The sequence below is a fragment of the Colwellia sp. PAMC 21821 genome (genome assembly GCF_002077175.1).
Classification (GTDB): Bacteria; Pseudomonadota; Gammaproteobacteria; order Enterobacterales; family Alteromonadaceae; genus Cognaticolwellia.
Window position 1 is genome coordinate 1,192,606 of sequence record NZ_CP014943.1, and the last position, 16,197, is coordinate 1,208,802.

The 16,197-nt window shown below is 38.6% G+C and carries 14 protein-coding genes; 3 read left to right on the forward strand and 11 right to left on the reverse strand.

Annotated elements, in window-relative coordinates; genetic code table 11:
* Positions 1 to 221: 221 nt before the first annotated feature.
* On the reverse strand, positions 222 to 3,326 hold the full coding sequence (locus tag A3Q33_RS04995) for an efflux RND transporter permease subunit (protein WP_081178994.1): 3,105 nt from the start codon (positions 3,324 to 3,326) through the stop codon (positions 222 to 224).
* 3 nt (positions 3,327 to 3,329) lie between these two features.
* Positions 3,330 to 4,382, reverse strand: a complete 1,053-nt coding sequence (locus A3Q33_RS05000; protein WP_081178995.1) for an efflux RND transporter periplasmic adaptor subunit — start codon at positions 4,380 to 4,382, stop codon at positions 3,330 to 3,332.
* Between the two features lie 224 nt (positions 4,383 to 4,606).
* Between A3Q33_RS05000 and A3Q33_RS05005 the strand changes: the two genes are divergently transcribed.
* Both A3Q33_RS05005 and A3Q33_RS05010 read left to right on the forward strand, forming a co-directional pair.
* Positions 4,607 to 5,341 carry an AsmA family protein gene (locus tag A3Q33_RS05005; RefSeq protein WP_081178996.1) on the forward strand — a complete coding sequence of 245 codons (735 nt, stop codon included), beginning with the start codon at positions 4,607 to 4,609 and terminating at the stop codon, positions 5,339 to 5,341.
* Between the two features lie 90 nt (positions 5,342 to 5,431).
* Positions 5,432 to 6,028 (forward strand): hypothetical protein, encoded by a 597-nt coding sequence (locus tag A3Q33_RS05010; RefSeq protein ID WP_081178997.1) that lies wholly within the window; start codon positions 5,432 to 5,434, stop codon positions 6,026 to 6,028.
* 144 nt (positions 6,029 to 6,172) lie between these two features.
* On the opposite strand, the gene A3Q33_RS05015 is transcribed toward A3Q33_RS05010, so the two are convergent.
* From A3Q33_RS05015 to rpsP, 9 genes are all read right to left on the reverse strand, one after another.
* Complete coding sequence (locus A3Q33_RS05015; RefSeq protein WP_081178998.1) at positions 6,173 to 6,646, reverse strand: thioredoxin family protein; 474 nt, start codon at positions 6,644 to 6,646, stop codon at positions 6,173 to 6,175.
* Positions 6,647 to 6,671: 25 nt separating this feature from the next.
* Positions 6,672 to 7,814, reverse strand: coding sequence for a bifunctional chorismate mutase/prephenate dehydrogenase (tyrA, locus tag A3Q33_RS05020; protein ID WP_081178999.1), 1,143 nt, complete (start codon positions 7,812 to 7,814; stop codon positions 6,672 to 6,674).
* Between the two features lie 29 nt (positions 7,815 to 7,843).
* Entirely contained in the window at positions 7,844 to 8,953 is a 1,110-nt protein-coding gene (locus A3Q33_RS05025) for a 3-deoxy-7-phosphoheptulonate synthase (protein ID WP_502687219.1), read from the reverse strand.
* A gap of 296 nt (positions 8,954 to 9,249) precedes the next feature.
* A complete protein-coding gene (gene acs, locus A3Q33_RS05030) occupies positions 9,250 to 11,193 on the reverse strand; it encodes an acetate--CoA ligase (protein WP_081179000.1) in 1,944 nt (647 codons plus the stop codon).
* A 404-nt stretch (positions 11,194 to 11,597) separates the two neighbouring features.
* Complete coding sequence (locus A3Q33_RS05035) at positions 11,598 to 12,296, reverse strand: hypothetical protein (protein ID WP_081179001.1); 699 nt, start codon at positions 12,294 to 12,296, stop codon at positions 11,598 to 11,600.
* Between the two features lie 315 nt (positions 12,297 to 12,611).
* Complete coding sequence (gene rplS, locus A3Q33_RS05040; RefSeq protein ID WP_081179002.1) at positions 12,612 to 12,965, reverse strand: 50S ribosomal protein L19; 354 nt, start codon at positions 12,963 to 12,965, stop codon at positions 12,612 to 12,614.
* Positions 12,966 to 12,977: 12 nt separating this feature from the next.
* Positions 12,978 to 13,787 (reverse strand): tRNA (guanosine(37)-N1)-methyltransferase TrmD, encoded by an 810-nt coding sequence (gene trmD / locus A3Q33_RS05045; RefSeq protein WP_081182313.1) that lies wholly within the window; start codon positions 13,785 to 13,787, stop codon positions 12,978 to 12,980.
* Positions 13,788 to 13,830: 43 nt separating this feature from the next.
* Positions 13,831 to 14,361 carry a ribosome maturation factor RimM gene (gene rimM, locus A3Q33_RS05050; protein ID WP_425429873.1) on the reverse strand — a complete coding sequence of 177 codons (531 nt, stop codon included), beginning with the start codon at positions 14,359 to 14,361 and terminating at the stop codon, positions 13,831 to 13,833.
* A gap of 29 nt (positions 14,362 to 14,390) precedes the next feature.
* The gene (gene rpsP, locus A3Q33_RS05055; protein WP_077286254.1) at positions 14,391 to 14,639 is read right to left on the reverse strand and encodes a 30S ribosomal protein S16; all 249 of its coding nucleotides are present in this window, start codon (positions 14,637 to 14,639) and stop codon (positions 14,391 to 14,393) included.
* 242 nt (positions 14,640 to 14,881) lie between these two features.
* Here rpsP and A3Q33_RS05060 point away from each other — a divergent pair, with 242 nt between their 5' ends.
* Positions 14,882 to 15,862: a DMT family transporter gene (locus A3Q33_RS05060; protein ID WP_081179003.1), complete on the forward strand. Its 981-nt coding sequence runs from the start codon at positions 14,882 to 14,884 to the stop codon at positions 15,860 to 15,862.
* The last annotated feature ends 335 nt before the right edge of the window (positions 15,863 to 16,197 follow it).

Genomic DNA, 16,197 nt, shown 5'->3' on the forward strand with positions numbered 1-16,197 from the left:
TGGTATTTACATTTATTAGGTGACTTATACCAATAATAAAAAACCCCACACAAAACCGCACTTAATTAACTATAGTTACAATGAACAAAGAATGAATTCCAATCGCTTTATCCATTAAAATTATTCAGATCATGAAATCAATTGAAATTAATATTATAGGTATAAAAAAGCCCATAAAACATCGTTGTTTTATGGGCTGATACGTTTGGTAGCAATTCGTACTACAACGTTTTATTCATCGCAACTTGAGCCTGTTGCTTTTCAATTTCTTGGCTGATCATTTGAGGTGAACCCGTATTTCTACATAGCCAATAATAAGCGCCCGGCACAACAAACAAAGTAAAAACACTCGCCAGTGATACACCAGCAAAAATTACCACACCAATAACCATTCTGCTTTCAGCGCCAGGTCCTACAGCTAATACCAACGGAATTGCACTGGTTACAGTCGTAAAAGTGGTCATAACAATAGGTCTTAAACGTTGTGTAGCTGCACCAATTAATGCTTCTTCAAAAGCTATACCTTTGTCACGTAATTGATTCGCAAATTCAACAATTAAAATGCCATTTTTTGCGGCTAAACCAATCAACATAACAATACCAATTTGACTGTAAATATTGAGGCTCATCCCCATCAACTTAAGGCCTGCTAAAGCGCCAACTAACGCTAAAGGCACGGTTAACATAATAACAAAAGGATGTATAAAGCTTTCAAATTGAGCCGACAAAACTAAGTAGGTTATAACCAAAGCTAAAACAAAAATAAAGGCAATTGAGTTACCAGACTCTTGTAATAATTGTGATTGCCCTTTGTAAGCCACTTGTGCTTCTTGAGGCAAATGTTCAGCAACTGCATTATTTAGAAAACTTAAAGCATCGCCAAGCGCATAACCGTCAGCTAAATTGGCGCTAATGGTGACACTGCGCAGCCGATTGAAGCGATTGAGTTGTGATGATGTAGCACTTTCTTCAATCGTGATCAGGTTCGATAATGGTACTAATTTCTGACTAACCGTGGAACGAACAAAAATATTATCAATGTCTTTAGGGTTAGAGAAGTCGGTTTTTTCACCTCGTACCACCACATAATACTCTTCACCGCGTTCGACAAAGTTAGTCACGCGGCGTTGTCCAAGCATAGTCTCAAGCGTGCGGCCAATATCGCCCACAGAAACACCTAAGTCGAATGATCGGTTATGATCAATCTTCACTAGTAATTGCGGGTAGGTCTCTTTGTAGTCACTATCAATGCCGTGAAAATTTGGATTTTCTTGCGCTTTAGCAATTATAATATCACGCCATTTTGCTAATTCTTCATAAGTATTACCTTGTAATACAAACTCAACCGGCGATGAAGATCCACCACCGCCCAAGCCTCGGCGCATCATTGCAAAAGCCCTAACATCCGTTACCTGTGATAGCTCACCGTTCATTTTATTAATAAATTCAAAAGTATTGGTAATACGATCTTCCCAAGCTGGCATACCAACAATGGCAATACCACCCGCGCCACCAAAACCCGGCACTCGGACAATGACTCGGTCTAGCTCACCACTTTGTTGATGCACCAATAATTTCTCTTCAATTTGCTGCATATTTTTGACGTTATTTTCATAACTTGCCCCTTCAGCACCCCGCATCATTACAAAGAAGTTTCCTCTGTCTTCTTTGGGTGTATATTCTGAAGGCAACTGATTAAATAAACCGTAAACAGCAAATAACGATAAAATAATGACAATGAGTATCATAAATGGCTGATGAATACTGGCTTTTAAGGAACGTCCATAAGCTGCTTCTAACTTAGCAAAGCCTTTATCTAACTTTTGGCCAAAAGACGAGCTGCGCTCCTTATGCTTTAACATTTTTGAACACAACATTGGGGTTAATGAGAGTGCGGTTAAACTTGAGAAAATTACTGCTGCAGCGATGGCGATAGCAAACTCTGTGAACAACTGCCCGATATTGCCCGATAAAAAAATCAAAGGTATAAACACTGCAACCAACACTAATGTGGTCGCAATCACCGCAAAGGCAACTTCACGACCGCCTTCATAGGCGGCAAGCAATGGCGTTTGGCCACGTTCAATACGACGGTAAATATTTTCCAACACAACAATAGCGTCATCGACAACTAAACCGATAGCTAACACCATGGCCAGTAGGGTTAACAAATTTATTGAAAAACCAAGCCACGACAGCACCATCATAGAGCCGATTAACGCTACGGGTACCGTTACTGCTGGAATAAGTGTTGCTCTAACATTGCCCAAAAATAAGAAAATAACCAATACCACCATTAACATGGCAATACCTAGCGTACTGTAAACTTCGTCAATTGAGCCTTGTATAAAAACTGAAGAGTCGTAACTATTGGTAATTGTTGTGCCTATTGGCAGCCCGCCTCGAATAGCTTCCATCTCTTTTCTAGCCGCTTTTACCACTTCGAGAGTATTAGCTTTTGACTGTTTAATAATGCCTAAACCAACCATGTTTTTGCCATTACCACGAAACATGTTTTCTTCATTTTCTGCCGTTAAAGCAATTTTGGCAACATCACCCAGGTAGACCAATGACTTGCTATCATTACGTGCCACCACCATAGTGGAAAAATCATCCTCAGTTAAATAACTTCGTTCAACCCGAATTGAAAAATCTCGATCGATTGATTCAACTTTACCGGCCGGTAATTCAACATTTTCAGCACGTAACGTTTGCTCAATATCATTAACGGTAACGCCTCTAGCAGCCATTGCTTTTCGATTTAGCAGTACATTCAAGGCATAAGTTCTACCGCCTCCAACCTGCACACGCGCTACGCCATCCACCACTGAAAAGCGGTCAACAATATAGCGTTCTGCGTAGTCGGTCAGCTGCAACGTACTCATAGCGTCACTTTGCAAAACAAACCAGACAATGGCACTTTCGTCATCATTTGCCTTAAAAACCTCAGGCGGTTCAGCTTGTTCTGGCAGATTATTCAACGCTCTTGAAATTCGGTCTCGCACATCATTAGTCGCGGCATCAATATCGCGGTCAAGTTCAAATTCAATGGAGATATTAGAGCGACCAACTCGGCTATTAGAGTTAATTGACTTAACACCTTCAATACCGCTAATTCTATCTTCAAGTATTTGCGTTATTTTACTTTCAACTATTGCTGCTGCCGCGCCAGGATACGAGGTATTAATACTCACTACCGGAGGATCAATATCTGGATATTCCCGAAGTGGTAAAGTTAAGAATGCGACAATACCAAAAGTGATCAGCAGTAAATTTATGACGGTAGCAAAAACAGGACGTTTAACTGAAAGGTCAGATAAAATCACAACTTACTCTCCCTGCGCATTTACAGCGGTACCATCGCGTAATTTTAAGGCACCTTCAATGACTACTTCGGTACCAATTTCAACACCCGCAACAACTTCAACAAAACCACGATGACGACGGCCAATTTCTAACTTTTTCTTTATGGCTTTATCTGCTTCTACAATAAAAATAAAATGTTCGTCTTCAATTGGAATAACAGCACTTTCAGGAACTTGCAGTATTTGCTCAACGTTGCGAACCACTTGCAGGTTTAACAACATACCCGCACGTAGTTTATGGTCAGCATTAGGAATTTCGGCTCTTACTTTTAAGGTACGAGTAACGCTATCGATACGAGAATCTATCGAAGAAATTTTCCCTATAAATACTTTTTCTTTGTAAGCTGTATTTGTCGCCTCTATACGTTGGCCAATTGAAACAGTCGTTAGGTAGCGCTCTGGAATTGAAAAATCAACTTTAATAGTACTAAGATCATCTAAACTGGTAATCACATCTCCCACATTTATTAACGCACCAAGGCTAATTTCGCGAAAACCTAACATGCCGGAAAATGGCGCTTTAATCGTAAATTCAGCGAGTTTTATTTTGGCACTTAAAAGTTGTGCTGAAATGGCTTTAGTTTTTGCTTCTTGTTGATCAACGAGTGACTGAGATGTTGCTTTTTGTTTATACAAATCTTGAAAACGATTGAGTTGAGCTACTGATTCAGCAAGGTTTGCCTGAAGCTCTTTAACCTTAGCTCCTTCCTCTTTACTATTAAGGCGGACTAAAATATCACCTTTTTGAACAGTTTCACCATCTTGGAATAGCACTTCATCAACTAAATCTGAATACTTACTGGTAATGAACACTTGCTCATTGGCCCTAGAAGTACCGACAGCTTCGACAGAGTCTTTAAACTCAGCTAACGCTATTTGGGTCGTTTTTACTGATACAACTCGTTGATGTTGTTCTTGCTTGATAGCTTTTTCAGGCCATTGCAAATAGATAACTAAGGCAATTAATACTCCAACGAGCAATAACAAAGGTAAACGACGACTAATAGCAGCAAACATAAACAAAATTCTCTAAATTTATAAAAAATTACAGTACTATTATTATAACTTAGTTATGAAGGACGCTCGATACAACTTAGCCTAGGATTTAAGGCTTTGGTCGCAAATTATAAAAAATAATTAACTTTGTGATTATTAAGATATAATTTAATGATACCTACGCTAAATGAAGAATAGCTTGTATTCGCCATTACTTCATATTTTACATTTTAAGGATTGAACACGTGAAAATTATTGCCTCAATTATTGTCGTTCTATTATTGCTCAGTGGTGGTGCCCTTTGGTTTTTAGCCAACGGCTCATTAAATGACTATGTTAAAAAACAAATTGAAACGGTTGGTTCTCAAGTAACTGAACAGTCGGTAACAGTTAAAGCTGTGGATATTAAGCTTACAAGCGGTGCTGGTAGTATTTTAGGGATTAACTTAGCTAATCCTAAGACTTATAGCCAACCGAACGCCTTTGCTTTAGAAGAAATGACGCTTGATATTAATTTAGAAAGTCTAACTTCATCACCAATTATTATCGACGCTATCGTCATCAAGTCACCACAAGCTTTTATTCAGTTTACCCAAACTGGCGGCTCTAATATTCAAGATATTTTAGATGCCATAGAGCGTAACGCACCTAAAGCTGATGCCAAGTCGGCCGATAAGACAAGTGGCGATGAGCCAAAAATTAAAGTCAGTAAAATTATTCTGGCAGGTACTGCGCTAACAATTGATTTAAGCGCGTTTGGCAATAAAGAGCATAGTGCAACGTTACCTGATATTACCTTAAACAACGTTGGCGGGGATGCAGGCTTGCCAGCAAGTCAACTGGGTAGTGAAATAGTAAAACAAGCATTATCTAAAATTTGGCAACAAGCGAAAGCAACACAAAAGAAAAAATTAACCGATGACGCTAAAGAAAAACTAAAAGAAAAAGCCAAGAAAAAATTAACTGACTTATTCGGTTAAATTTAATTTTAGTGCGATGAAAACCTAGCTAAAGTGACCAATTGCATTTGGCTAGGTTTATAACAATAACAAATCATAGGACACGTTGTAATGAAAGTGAAAAATCCATTAAAACCACTCGCAATTCTCTGCACTTTGTTATGCTCAAACGCGGCTCTAGCAGAGCAATACGAAATCAGCGTTATGGTTGGGCAAATGTACGGCTCTGACTTAGTTGCCAGTGATGATGGCGATATTAATGTTGATTCAGGTAGTAATATTTCTGTTGGATTGGCGTGGCAAGAGAATGTTAATGGTCTTGGGCAAATACTATTGAACCGTGTTAGCCATGATTTTACCGACCAAAATGAAGCTAAAAATACCTTAGATATAACTTATGCACACTTTAATGGCGTGGCTTTATTTCGCCAGCAAAATTATGTAACAACGATGAGCTTAGGTTTCGGTGGTGCTTATTTTGATGCTGAACAAGGTAGTGAAGAGTTATACCCTTCGGCAAGCATTGCTTTTGGTACTCGTTACGAGTTTTCACAGCGGATGGCTTTAGTGACAGAGCTGCGCGCCTACGCGACTTTAATTGACGAAGATGACGCCATTTTTTGCCTACAAGATACTTGTGGTGCAAGTTTTACCGATTCATTATGGATAGATAGTTCAATTACGGTCGGTATTGCTATTAAATTTTAGCCCATTTATGACAAGTTCAACTATCACTATCAGTCTGAATTATCTTAAAACCATTATTTTGATCAATGTAAGTACTTTACAAAATAATGGTTAACTTTGACCACACATAAATTAAAACCATTATTTTGTTTAGCGTAAAGTCGGCTATAACATAGCTGAGATATCAGCAATTAAAGACACTTTAGGACGCTCGATAATACGACCAATTTCTCTATTATTTTGATAAACAATAAAAGTCGGCGTATATTTAATATCGTGAATTTTTGCTCTACCACTTGGCTCTGACTTAGTATAGTCGAGCCCAAATAAGCGAGAGGATATAGTAGAATTTTCAGCCAAAATCTTTAAAAACTTGGGGACTTCTCGCTGACTGTCATGGCACCAAGTGCCAAAGTAAACTTCTACTTGTAAATCTCTTGGCCAAGTATTGATTTCAGTAATTTCAGCATCAGACAACTTTGCTATCAAGTAACTTTGTTGGAAAGATGAATGATCCTGCATTAATTGCTGTTGGCTTATTTCACCAATAGCGATACTTTTGTTATCTGCCTGACTATTGGCGCAAGCAGACACGAAAATCAGAATAATACTTATTAAAATAGCTGAAAACCTGTTCATTGTGAGCCTTTTTTGACTTGCTTATTTAGTGTTTCTTTAGTTGATCAGCTTTTATTAACATTACTTTGCTTTCCTGCATGAAAATATCGGCGTAGTCACCGAACCAATCAGCAACTTGGGTAAACATTTTTGTAAACGCTTCTTTGTCATTTAATTGTACGTCTTCAAGTAATTCTAAGAACCGATAGGCAAAGCGCTTCATCATAGCAATGTTATCTTGATTGGCAAAAATAATATCGGTATAAAGTATTGGATTCTGGGCAAATAAACGCCCTACCATAATTAACTCTAAGCGATAAATTGGCGAGCTCATCTCAACTAACTGCGCTATATCAGCCCCTTCAGACATTAAATGATAACCATAGGCAATCGTCGAGAAATGTCTCATAACTTGTACCATAGACATCGCTTGATCATGAGTATGTGCTTCAACAGGGTGAATTTTTGCTCCCCAGACACGAAATTGCGCTAGTAGCCAATTATATTCTTGAGGTAAACGCCCTTCACAAGCAATAATAGTTTGTTTGACTAAACCGGTAACATCAGGCCCAAACATTGGATGTAAGCCCACAACGGGACCAGCATGTACCTTCATCATTTCATACAACGGCGCTTCTTTAATACTGGTCACATCTGCCAAAATACAGTCTTCAGGCAATGATCCTAATTTTTGGATCACCATAGCTGTCAATCGAATAGGTACCGCCACAATAACCAAACTCGCATCGGCTAAAATTTCAGTACTATTTGGCCAATCTGCTTGCTCTAAAGATTGTACTTGATAGTGAGAACGGTTAAATAAATCGACAAAAATTCGACCCAATTGACCTTCACCACCAATAACAACAACTTTTTTACAATCAGGATTTACACATCGGTAACCACTTGCATCTTGACTGATATAGGAGTCTTGCATCAAACGACGAAGTATATCTTCGATTAACTCTGGTGACAGCCCAACATCTATAGCTTGTTGCCGACGTAACTTTAATAAATCAGCTTCACGTTCAGGAGCAAAAATTGGCATTCCGGCTTCACTTTTTAATAAACCAACTTTCGTGGTTACAGCACGTCGCCGAGCTAATAACGCAACGAGTTGACTATCAATATCATCAATTTCATTGCGTAATTCACCTAATTGTTGCTCAAATGTAAGTTCGTTATTCATTACTGGCGATTATTCCTATTCAATAACGGTTAATTAATACGTTGCTTTAAAGCTGCTTCAAGTTTAGCACTAGCCGCTGAAATAAGTTGCTCAGTAGTATCAAAATCGATACAAGCGTCAGTGACAGAAACGCCATATTCAAGCTGATCAAATGGTAAATCAGAACTCTGATTACCTGAGTTAATATTACTTTCTAGCATAATACCAATAATTGTCTTGTTACCTGCACAAATTTGATCGAAAACATTATCTGCCACAATAGGTTGACGGCGGTAGTCTTTATTAGAGTTACCATGAGAGCAATCGACTACGATACCTGGCTCTAGATTTTGCTTGGCTAACTCTTCTTCACATAAGGCAACATTTTCCGCATCATAGTTCGGTTTTTTACCGCCACGCAATATTACATGGCCATCTGGGTTACCAGACGTTTTAATTAAGGCCACTTGCCCTAAACGATTGATACCCATAAAACGATGCGAAGACGCTGCTGACTGTAAGGCATTAATCGCAACACCAAGTCCACCACTTGTGCCATTTTTAAAGCCAATAGGCATTGATAGGCCACTAGCCATTTCACGATGTGTTTGTGACTCTGTAGTGCGCGCGCCAATCGCCGACCAACTAAATAGCTCAGCTAAGTATTGCGGGCTGATAGGGTCAAGAGCTTCAGTTGCTAATGGTAAGCCTAATTCCGTTAAGTAAATTAATAATTCACGGGCTTTACGAAGGCCACTTTCTACATCAAATGAACCATCCATATGCGGGTCATTAATCAGGCCTTTCCAGCCAACGGTTGTGCGAGGTTTTTCAAAATAAACTCGCATAACGATGTATAAACTATCCTGATATTTATCGTGCAATACCTTCAGTTTCCTTGCATAAGCTTTTGCAGCTTCAAGATCATGAACAGAACAAGGACCCGCAATAACTAATAAGCGATGATCTTGTTTGTGAATAATATTAGCGATGATATTACGAGCGTTTTTAACAAAAACACGTCCTGCTTCTGGTAGGGGTAATTCTTCTCGTAAAGCATTAGGGGTAATTAAGACTTCTTCGGCATTTACGTGGATGTCATTGAGTCTGCTTTTAGGTATTTCGATTGCGTCGGACGCAGTTAATGTTGTGTTTGACATAATTCTTTCCTGAATGTAGAGCAATTAATGTAAGTAGTTAAGTAAAGTATTTTTGGCTAGCAGTTATTGTCTGCTAATAACTAGGTCGCGATAAATGCGACTAGATAAAGTATGGGAGGTAATAATATCGGCATTGCAGATTGAACACTTTTTACGCCCTTCTAGCTGTAAATTTAAGTTTACTTAATTCGTATCGTTTATATTACACTATAATTTAATTACGTACAGCCCTATTTCAAATAATAGTTGGATAAAAAAAAGCGCCTTTCGGCGCTTTTAGCTCAATAGCATAAAATTTAGCTATGCACGATACGATTACTGACTAAGTTATCAACAACCGCAGGGTCTGCCAATGTAGAAGTATCACCTAAGGTATCAAGATCATTCTCGGCAATTTTACGCAGAATTCGACGCATAATTTTTCCTGAACGTGTTTTAGGTAAGCCAGGTGCATATTGAATGTAATCCGGCTTAGCAAAACGACCTAACTCTTTAGCAACAAACTCTGTTAATTCTTTTAGTAGCTCATCAGACTCAGTCGCATTATTCATTAGGGTCACGTAAGCGTAAACACCTTGACCTTTAATTTCATGCGGATAACCGACTACAGCAGCTTCAGCAACAGCCGGATGCAATACAAGGGCACTTTCAATTTCAGCAGTACCTAATCGATGACCCGAGACATTTAAAACATCATCAACACGGCCAGTGATCCAATAAAAGCCATCTTCATCTCTTCTAGCACCATCACCGGTAAAGTAATTTCCCGGATATTGGCTTAAATATGTTTGATAGAAACGTTCATGATCACCATAAACACTGCGTAATTGACCCGGCCAGCTACCTGTTATCATTAATAAGCCTTGGTTTTCACCCTCTAAGGTATTGCCATCTTTATCAAATAGCGCCGGCTTAACACCGAAAAATGGTTTGCCAGCCGCACCCGGTTTCATATCAACCGCTCCTGGCAGCGATGTAATTAATATACCGCCAGTTTCAGTTTGCCACCACGTATCAACAATAGGACAATTATTTTTACCAACAACTTCATAATACCAATGCCAGGCCTCAGGGTTTATCGGTTCTCCAACGGTACCTAAAAGGCGTAACGATGATAAGTCTGCTTTTTCAACAAAGCTATCACCAACACTCATGAGTGCACGTATAGCTGTAGGTGCGGTGTAAAAAACATTAACTTGATGCTTATCACATACTTGCCAAAAACGGCCAGCATCTGGATAAGTAGGAACACCTTCAAAAACAAGCGTTGTCGCGCCGTTCGCTAATGGTCCATAAAAGATATACGAATGACCAGTGATCCAACCAGCATCAGCTGTACACCAATAAATTTCGCCTTCTTTATAATCGAAAACATATTTATGGGTCATGGCAGCGTAAAGTAAATAACCACCACAAGTATGCAGAACGCCTTTTGGTGTACCTGTCGATCCTGAGGTATATAAAATAAACAGTGGATCTTCAGCATCCATTACTTCAGGCTCACAAGCAGCGGTCAGTTTGGCTACTTCTTCTTGGTAATTAACATCTATTTTGTCATTCCAAGCCACATTGCCACCCGTACGTTGTACAACAATAACGGAATGAACACCTGGGCAATCGGCAACAGCGGCATCAACATTAACCTTTAACGGTATAACACGGCCACCACGGAGACTTTCATCTGAAGTCACCACAACTTTACAGTCAGCATCAATAATACGTGAACGTATCGCTTCAGTAGAGAAGCCACCAAATACTACTGAATGTACGGCACCTATTCGAGCGCAGGCTAACATAGCGTAGCCAATTTCTGGGATCATCGGCATATAAATACAAACACGATCACCTTTTTTCACGCCACGTGCTTTTAATAAATTAGCAAAACGGCAAACATGATCATGTAACTCTTGATAAGTTATTTTTTTATCATCGCTAGGGTCGTCACCTTCCCAAATAATTGCGGTATCGTTGGCTTTACTGACTAAGTGACGATCAATACAGTTATAACTAACATTTAATTTGCCACCAGAAAACCATTTAATATCAGCCGTTTTCAAGTCGACATCTGAGACACTATCCCAAGGTTTATACCAATCAAGAAACTCTTCTGCTTGTTCAGCCCAGAAGACATCGGGTTGCTCAATCGACTGCTTATACATAGCGTCATATTTATCTGAATTAATATAAGTGTGAGCTTTTGCCTGCTCTAATACGGGATAACTGCTTTTGAGTTCTTTCATGCTTAATCCTTGAAATCTAAATATTGAATGGCTGAACACACGTATAATTATAGACTGAGCCTAACTATCATGCTGTTTTACTTACCAACATCATAGCCTAAGTTTAAGTGCTGGAACACACCACTAAAGTCGAATATTCGTAAATCTTTTAGATTAGTTTTATCAATGTATATGGCAATAGGTATTTAAAAAGTGCATTTTTGTCGTTACAAAATATCAAGGAACGAATTTCGTAATCTAGAAAAATAAGAAATAAGATAAGTCAGCACGGCTGAAGTAAATACAGGCAGCAGTTTTCTCATTACATAAAACAGAATGTAATGATAATAGATATTACAAAAAAACCAGATAAAATACGATAAAACAATAACTTGAGTTGGAATAAAGCTATATTATCTAGTTTGTTAGTTTTTAAATTTACGGATACCTAGAAGACACAAAAACATAGAAAACAGCCCAATAGTTACCGGTTCGGTTACTGTTATGGCAGAAAGTGTTGTTGCTTGTAGGGTTGTTGAAGCGGGTTGAAAAGCGACTGCTTCTCGATAGGTAAAGAATGATTCAAAAATTTTCCCACTCGGATTTCTTATAAAATCACCCGCAGAAACGACGCCGGTATTACCATTTAATTTGTAATAAGCCATATATTGTTCAAAATAATCTCCACGCATATCCCTCGTAAAGCCTTTGATACCATGATATTCAGGGTATTCTAGCTCACCTAATATAGTCATTTGATTGACATGCTCAATAAAAATTTTATTCGGCTTGTTGTGTAAATAAAGCTCATTGTAGTCAATTACTGAGCCATAGATATTAGTTTCACTCTTATCAAAAATGAAATCAAAATTAGTCAGCAATTCACTCACCAATTGACTACTAGCAAAAATCCAACCCGCATCTAAAACGGATAAATAGTCTTGATATTCAGCTAAGTTCAAACTACGAGTGAAGGTTAAATCAAGCCACTCAAAGTTGGTTTCATCATCATAAGTAATACCGCCAGAAACACCTAAATAATCACGTTCAATTAATGTAGCGGATGAAATTGGTGACCACAGAAAAAAAATTAATAAGCACTTAAAAAAAAGTAGGCCGCGCATGGATGTTCTTCCTCAATTATTATTATTATTTTTTAAACATTCAACGTTGAGAAACACTTAGTCCATTAACATTTCGGTTACAAATTTACACAGATTCAGTTACATATGCAATATTTAATCATTTTTCGTATAATTAAAGTCCATAAGTAACATTAATTTAACTACTGGTATTACCAGTCTCTCTTATTTCCGGAAATTTGAGTATTAATAAAAAATCAGAAAACACAAAAAAGCCTGTTTGGTTTCCCAAACAGGCTTTTCGCATCATCTTTCTTTACTAAAAAATTAGCAGATATTACTCTAATTAAAGAGGAATTATCTTTTGCCCAATTTCTCTTTAATACGCGCAGAACGACCTGAACGCTCACGAAGATAGTAAAGCTTAGCTTGACGTACATCACCGCGACGTTTGATTTCAATTGAATCAACGATTGGGCTATGTGTCTGGAATACACGCTCTACACCAACACCGTTCGAGATTTTACGAACAGTGAATGCAGAATTGATGCCGCGGTTTTTAATAGCAATTACAACACCTTCAAATGCTTGAAGACGTGATTTATCACCTTCTGTAACTTTTACTTGTACAACAACAGTATCGCCTGGGCGGTATGCTGGTACATCTTGCTTCATTTGCTCAGCTTCAAGCTGCTTAATAATATTACTCATAATACCTTCTTCCTAGGGTTCACAGTCATCAGTAGCATTTTTGTTATCAGCTTTTATAGCTGTTAACATTTTTTGCTGCTCTGCTGTCAGAGCTAGGTTAGTTAATAATTCTGGTCTTCTAGTCCACGTTCTTTCTAACGACTGATATTGGCGCCATTGCCTAATATGTTCGTGATTACCACTTAATAGCACTTTAGGAACAGACTTTGCCTCGTTATCCGAAACGTCCATAACCTCTGGCCTAGTGTAATGTGGACAGTCTAATAAACCGTCAGAAAATGAATCCTGCTCAGCCGATTGTTGATGTCCTAATACTCCGGGCACAAAGCGTGCTACGGCATCAATTACGTTCATAGCAGGTAATTCCCCACCACTTAATACGTAATCTCCGACCGACCATTCTTCGTCAATTTCTGACTCAATAAGTCGCTCGTCTATACCTTCATAACGTCCTGCTATAAATATCAGTCGGTCATGTTGTGCTAATTCACGTACACCAGCTTGGTCCAATTTCCGTCCTTGCGGCGACAAATATATAACCTTCGCTCTTCCCTTTTCTTTAATAAGATCAGGGCTGCTATCTTCATCTGCAGCTTTTCTTGCAGCTTGAATAGCATCACGTAATGGTTGCACCATCATAAGCATCCCAGGTCCGCCGCCGTAAGGTCGGTCGTCCACTGTACGATGTTTATCATGTGTAAACTCTCTTGGGTTCCACGTGTGAAACTCAATTAAGCCATTACGAATCGCTCGGCCTGTCACCCCATACTCAGTAATGGCGTCAAACATCTCAGGAAAAAGGCTTATCACCCCAATCCAGATTTTCTTATTGCTAAGCTTGTTTGTTGATACACTATTACTCAAGTTAGAAACCTGGGTCCCAGTCAACACAAATTTGTTTATCTTCAGCGCTGATCGAAAGTATAACTTGGTCCATTAAGTAAGGGATTAACCTTTCTTTCTTCCCAAAGCCATCTTTCAGATTAGCTTTAACAACCAGTACGTCGTTAGCGCCCGTTTCCATTATGTCGGAAACCTGACCAAGGTCGTAACCTTTATCAGTAACTACCGCCATGCCGATTAGATCACGCCAATAAAACTCACCTTCAGGTAAGTCTGATAACGCGTCTTCGCTGACAAAAATTTCAGAACCAACAAGCTTTTGGGCTATATCGCGATCATCAATTCCTGCAACTTTAACAACAAGACCATTGTTATGTTTGCGCCAATCGGTAATTTCTACTGATTGAATCTTATTTCCTAATTTTAAAGACCAAGGAAAATAGTCTAGTATGGCTTCTTGGTCATCTGTGAATGAATGAATTTTCAACCAACCCTTGATACCGTAGACAGCGCCTACTTTACCTAAAGTGACATCTTTACCTATTACTTCCACAACAAACTCCTAAAACCTACCAATTTAATTTAAGCTGCTTTTTGAGCATCTTTAACTAATTTGGCCACACGATCAGATACAGTTGCACCTTGACCAACCCAATGGTTGACACGGTCTAGGTCTAAACGTAATTTTTCCGCTTGACCTTGCGCTGTAGGGTTGAAGAAACCAACTTTCTCGATGAAACGACCATCGCGAGAGTTACGGCTATCTGCAACAACAACCTGATAGAATGGACGCTTCTTTGCGCCGCCACGAGCTAAACGAATGGTAACCATATCGTCCTCTATATAATTTAAGTGTTAAAACGAATTTTCCAGACATTTCCATCGCCTCAGCGACAGAAAAGCTCGCGTATTTTACGCTTTCCTGCTGATAAAGCAACCTAAAGCTAGTGTTAGATTAATTATTTCGTAAATTAGTTACTGCTAATATTAATATAATGGGTATAATCAACGCCTGCAAAACTAAGCGCCATAACAGCTGCGCTACAAATTAGCCCACTCTGGCTGGATAAAAAATGACTCAAGTCGCAAATAATAGTGTAAAAGGATTAATACTGGCAATGACCACGGCAATTATGTGGGGAATACTGCCTTTGGCGTTGAAATCTGTTTTAGTATTAATGGACGCTTATACCATTACTTGGTATCGCTTTGTCTTCGCGGCATTTTTCGTTACTTTATTACTGTCTACCAAAAGAAAGATACCCAGCTCAGTGTTACAAAGTTCCAGTATAATGAAGCAACTCTTTTTTGCTGCCATACTTTTAAGCCTAAATTACATACTTTACTTAGTTGCTTTACATTACATACCGGCAGAAACAGCACAAATGCTCATTCAAATGGCGCCTTTCTTCATGTTATTGGGTAGTGTAATTTTAATGAAAGAGCACTTTAGTCGTGGCCAAATGGTCGGTTCATTTGTGCTTATTTTAGGTTTAATATTATTTTTCAATCAACAGTTCATTAAAAATAGTGGGATTGATAACCATGCATTTTTAATTGGTTTTATTATTATGTTTGGTGCAGCAGTCACATGGGCGGCCTATGCCATCATTCAAAAGCAAATGTTACGTTATTACAGCTCTAACCAAGTAATGTGGTGTATATACCTACTAAGCGCACTGTTTTTTTTACCGCTAGCAAGCCCACAACAAATAACAACATTAGATGATACCGCTTTACTGTTATTGTTTTTTTGCTGTGCGAATACGCTAATTGCCTACGGTACTTTTGCTAAGTCATTAGAGTATTTATCAACGGCTAAAGTAAGCGCAACGCTGGCTATAACACCATTATTAACCGTGATTTTTGCCACTATAGCAGAACAAATTTGGCCACAAACATTTCAAGCACAACATTTAAATACTTTGGCTTATATAGGTGCAGGGTTTGTTGTTTTGGGCTCAATGCTTACCGCGCTAGGTGAAAGAATACTTAACAAGAAGAATATAAATTCACTTAAAGCGTACTTAGGCTTCAAAAATAAAAGCGCTTAATAATACCAAATGTAATAAGTTATTGACCAACTTTAAGCGAGGATAAATTGTTCAAGAATACATGTTTATTGTTCCAGACTAAACATAAGTACCTGCATCCCTGCAGGCAAGGCGTTTGATTGATTAGGGCATGGATGCCCGTAAGTAGAACAATGCAGGAGCAATTGTCGAGTAATAGCGGGCTATTAGGATTGAAAACAACGCAGTTATTGACGATTTAAACCGCCTTAAAATGATCGATTATTTATTTCAATTGGTATAACACAATTATGGGAATATGTATTACCGATACAATTCGATTCCCTCCGTTGATTTAACTTAACTTTCCTCACGGT

Bases quoted from the DNA above. Each gene is read 5' to 3' on its own strand.
- A3Q33_RS05000 (WP_081178995.1), bottom strand. From the start codon at position 4,382: ATGTTTGCTGCTATTAGTCGTCGTTTACCTTTGTTATTGCTCGTTGGA.
- A3Q33_RS05010 (WP_081178997.1), top strand. From the start codon at position 5,432: ATGAAAGTGAAAAATCCATTAAAACCACTCGCAATTCTCTGCACTTTG.
- A3Q33_RS05015 (WP_081178998.1), bottom strand. From the start codon at position 6,646: ATGAACAGGTTTTCAGCTATTTTAATAAGTATTATTCTGATTTTCGTG.
- tyrA (WP_081178999.1), bottom strand. From the start codon at position 7,814: ATGAATAACGAACTTACATTTGAGCAACAATTAGGTGAATTACGCAAT.
- A3Q33_RS05025 (WP_502687219.1), bottom strand. From the start codon at position 8,953: ATGTCAAACACAACATTAACTGCGTCCGACGCAATCGAAATACCTAAA.
- acs (WP_081179000.1), bottom strand. From the start codon at position 11,193: ATGAAAGAACTCAAAAGCAGTTATCCCGTATTAGAGCAGGCAAAAGCT.
- A3Q33_RS05035 (WP_081179001.1), bottom strand. From the start codon at position 12,296: ATGCGCGGCCTACTTTTTTTTAAGTGCTTATTAATTTTTTTTCTGTGG.
- rplS (WP_081179002.1), bottom strand. From the start codon at position 12,965: ATGAGTAATATTATTAAGCAGCTTGAAGCTGAGCAAATGAAGCAAGAT.
- rpsP (WP_077286254.1), bottom strand. From the start codon at position 14,639: ATGGTTACCATTCGTTTAGCTCGTGGCGGCGCAAAGAAGCGTCCATTC.
- A3Q33_RS05060 (WP_081179003.1), top strand. From the start codon at position 14,882: ATGACTCAAGTCGCAAATAATAGTGTAAAAGGATTAATACTGGCAATG.